4 protein-coding genes are annotated in these 3843 nt (G+C 37.0%); all 4 read right to left on the reverse strand.

Going from position 1 to position 3843, the window contains the following annotated elements:
• Positions 1-119 precede the first annotated feature (119 nt).
• The 4 genes from PVK62_RS16975 to PVK62_RS16990 all read right to left on the reverse strand — a co-directional run bounded on the left by PVK62_RS16975 (position 120) and on the right by PVK62_RS16990 (position 3725).
• Positions 120-440, reverse strand: a complete 321-nt coding sequence (locus tag PVK62_RS16975; protein ID WP_199414941.1) for a hypothetical protein — start codon at positions 438-440, stop codon at positions 120-122.
• The gene (locus PVK62_RS16980) at positions 427-1050 is read right to left on the reverse strand and encodes a hypothetical protein (protein ID WP_199414940.1); all 624 of its coding nucleotides are present in this window, start codon (positions 1048-1050) and stop codon (positions 427-429) included. The genes PVK62_RS16975 and PVK62_RS16980 overlap by 14 nt, the downstream gene beginning before the upstream one ends.
• Before the next feature lie 162 nt (positions 1051-1212).
• Positions 1213-1677, reverse strand: coding sequence for a GNAT family N-acetyltransferase (locus PVK62_RS16985; RefSeq protein WP_274445562.1), 465 nt, complete (start codon positions 1675-1677; stop codon positions 1213-1215).
• A 902-nt stretch (positions 1678-2579) separates the two neighbouring features.
• Positions 2580-3725 carry an IS91 family transposase gene (locus tag PVK62_RS16990; protein WP_274445561.1) on the reverse strand — a complete coding sequence of 382 codons (1146 nt, stop codon included), beginning with the start codon at positions 3723-3725 and terminating at the stop codon, positions 2580-2582.
• Positions 3726-3843 lie beyond the last annotated feature (118 nt).

The following is a 3843-nucleotide window of genomic DNA, read 5'->3' on the forward strand; positions in this document are numbered from 1 at the left end:
TGCATAACACGTTTACTACTATGCAATTATACTCAATATTGACGCCTTAAAACGAGAAACACCCGACAATCTGAGATGCCGAGTGTAGTAAATCGTGTTGATGCATTTGTTAGGTGAAATTAATCGAAGCCTGAAAATCGTTCATCGCCAGACACTAGAACTATTGTTTTTTTATTCTTTCTAGCTAATTTAGCTCTGGCAATTCTAGCTTGCAATCTAGGTTGTATATAATCTCGATCAATAGAGGATTGAATATAATCTCGATTAATAGAAGACTGAATAAATGCAGCTCTGTAAAAATCAGCGAGTGTAGTATGAACATCATATACATTTGTTCCGATTTTCATAGTATGCATAATTGTTATCTGTCTACGAATCGCTAATACTTTCACAGATTGTACTGTTGTATCACGTTTACATAATAAATTAGCATATAACATAAGCAGCTCCGCATTCTTTATCTTCATACCTTAGTGTTACTCTTGATACAGGAAAATGCAAGTTAATTCCTAGATTACCATTCATCGCTTTTTTATAAATTGAATCCACATTTTCAGATATAGGTAGTGCTATATATGGAAATGCACCAATCTCAGATCTATGCCTTTTAATTATTTCATTAACTGCACCAATCACATTGATAATCTCCTGCTTATTGAGTCGCTTCTCTCTATCATAAGTTTGAGGACGTTTATTCAAAACTTGGCTTTCAGGTGTGAACTTAATGCCTCTTGGCATATTAAATTGCCCCCAATCAAATACAGGCCAACCATGATCGTATGTATTTTGTAACTCTTCTAATTTCAAAACCTCTTCACTTTTTAATGTATTACAATCTAAACAACCACAAACAGGATAACAACGCTGTCGGTTACAGACATGATTAGGAACTAACTCATCCAAAAAAGCCCAAAATTTATGTGTTCTTTTTTTGGTAAAATTAATTATTTCAAATTCAACTGACTCATAAAATGGATCTGAACATCTAGGAGATTCCTCACGAATAATTTCATATACCCGAAAAGTAACTGTATCTTCAACTTTTGACAACTATTAACCCTCTTAATTTTCACCTAACGCCGCAATAACACGTTTATTACTGCGACTACTTAGCTGAATTTTACTGCCTTAACACACCTAAACCAAAGACAAACCTACAATGCCGAATGTAATAAATCGTGTTGATTGCTTTGTTATGTGTAGAAACCAAAACTAAAAGTAAGTCGGTATTCCACTTAACTCAACATCTATTGATTTCTTTTTGTACATGCATTCACTGACACTAGAAGTACGATTAAAACCAAGCTGCTCGTAAAACTGATATCCTATATCGCTATGAAGAAAGATTATTTCAGTTTCTGTTGTAGCGAACATTTGAGAGACCATTAGATTAACTAGATCTTTTGCATAACCATTTTTTCTAAAATTAGGACTTGTAGAAATAGACCCTATTCCCAAATCACTTCCAGTAAGCTTAAACTGATCGTGGTACATAATTAAAGAGCTAACAACTAAACCATCGACAATCAAAACATACCACTCACCTAAGGCATATTTCTTACTATTTCGACATCCATTAAGGTAGGTTTCGATATCATTTAGATCATCACCCCAAACGTCATATCCCATTAGATAAATGCTATCCATTTCAGACTTCATTGCTTTCCGTATCAACATTTGGGCACCTTATTTCTAAAAAAAAACATAACGCCGCAATAACACGTGCGAACGCCTTAATTACAAAACCAATTACACTCTAAACCGCGAATGCCGAATGTAAATAGCATCGTGTTGATTGCTTTGTTATACGAGCCTTGCTTTCGCTCCGATAAATTTGGTAAAGAACTGATTTACCAAGATTTGCTGTAAAACGATTTTAATTAGACTGGCTCAATTAAGCGAGCAAAATATCCAATCAACAACAATAACTGTGAAACGAAACAATCCTTTTTCTTACACCATTTGAACGATTTGGTTTCAGCCAGTTTGGAACTAATAAACCAAATATCCTAACCACAATTGGGATTGAAAATGCTGAGAGAAAAACACTGATGCAGGCCAAAATGAGGCATAACCAAAGAACAATTGAAGCGTGGATTAGTTTCTGAAACGCCTGAATTTGGGGCAATAATAGTTCAATGCCGAACCTATAAAACGAACACCAAAAGGCAACAAAGAAAAAGATAAACCACCCTACTTTCCCTCCTAAAAAGCTAATGGTTCAATCGCTGAACTGAACCAAAAAACTGCATTCTCAGAGTTCGTATAACGCCTAGAATAATGCGTGCAAACGACGGATTAATAGCGCTAAATATACTTTAAACCGCGGATGCCAAAGGTTACAGCATCGCATTGATTCGATTGTTAGATATGCCGATTGTGATGTGGTTGCAGCAGCTGTTAAATTTTCCGAGCAAGCCTGCGCCGATGTCTTTGTGATTTCTATATACTAAAACAAGAAAAATCACACTTTTCACAATCTAAAAAACATCCCATTTCAAACATATAAACCAACTAGCACACGATAACTGGAACCGCTTGCAGCAGCAAGCTTTCTACACGAAATAGAATAATCCTTATCACATTTTCGATGAAAAAATAAATTCACCGTTTATCACTCTGAATCGAGCCAATATCGTAACCTTGCCTCCGCATTCATCGCAACATGGCACTTGCCCTTTGCTTTCCGCGTATTCTCGCCATAATAAAGGACTAATGTCCTTTATCCGCTCTTGACCAAGATACTGTCGAGCTTTATTCAACCTCTCCCTACATCGATTATGATACAAACCAACAAAGTGATATTGCTGTTTTTTCGGTATCGCTATATGACTCAATATACGCTCAATAAATTGATTAGGCTTTAGCCTAAGCATTTCTGTTTTCTTTGTTTGATGAGACTTATACCTAACTCGCACTTCCTTGTTTGATACATGCAAAATTTGACTGTTTTTTATGGCTCCGCCACGAACATACCTCGCTAAATATTTAACGACTCCAGCACCATGGGAGTACGGTTTGGTACAATGAACTACCCAATCAAAAACGCCCCATTTATTAAAAAGGTTAAGTACATTTTGCTTAGAAAGTGATTCAGGGTAATTTAACTCTCCTTTATTCATTGCTGCGCGTAGCGCTGCAATGAACTTACCGCGAAACAGCTTCATCATCACTCTTGCAGGAAACAGAATACTTTTCTTTGGCTCAACCCAACCGTCATTACCTAATCCTCCATGGGTAACTAAACAATGAATATGAGGGTGAAACGTTAAATTTCGAGCCCAGGTATGTAGGGCTAAAACACACCCAACCTTAGCACCTAGAAATCGCTCATCCGCGCTTAATACCTGAATAGTTTTACGAACAGAATCGAACAGTGTTTGCTGGCATAACGCTCTGTTATATCTCCATATTTCATGCAACTCATGCGGAAGAGTAAATACCCAATGATGATGAGAAGTATCTAAAATAAACGAATCTACTTTTTTAAGCCATTGCTCTCTTTTGAGAGCACCACACTGTGGGCAACTTCGATGCCCACAGCTATTGTACCAATAGCCATTGAGGTGCCCATTATCACAATACAGCGCATGACCTCCCATCGACGAAGTTCGACAAGATGAAAGCCGACTGATCCCCTTAAGTTGATATAAAGGGAGTCGATGGTTCTTCGAATATGATTCAAACCTTTTTTGCAAAAAGGTTTGAACTGTATGTTTACTCATACAGTAAACATAGTAAATCTAACCAAAAAGGAGATATTTAAGAGGGAGAATTACGAGGCAGCGCACTCTTCGAGCTTGCTCGGCAGATTTAACGCCTGCATAACACGTTTGCTACCAT

Origin of the sequence: Aliivibrio sp. S3MY1 (assembly GCF_028765575.1) — a bacterium.
GTDB lineage: Bacteria > Pseudomonadota > Gammaproteobacteria > Enterobacterales > Vibrionaceae > Aliivibrio.

What these genes read in the sequence shown, in the direction of transcription:
- PVK62_RS16985 (WP_274445562.1), bottom strand. Translation starts at nt 1,677, where the DNA reads ATGTTGATACGGAAAGCAATGAAGTCTGAAATGGATAGCATTTATCTA.
- PVK62_RS16990 (WP_274445561.1), bottom strand. Translation starts at nt 3,725, where the DNA reads ATGAGTAAACATACAGTTCAAACCTTTTTGCAAAAAAGGTTTGAATCA.
- PVK62_RS16975 (WP_199414941.1), bottom strand. Translation starts at nt 440, where the DNA reads ATGTTATATGCTAATTTATTATGTAAACGTGATACAACAGTACAATCT.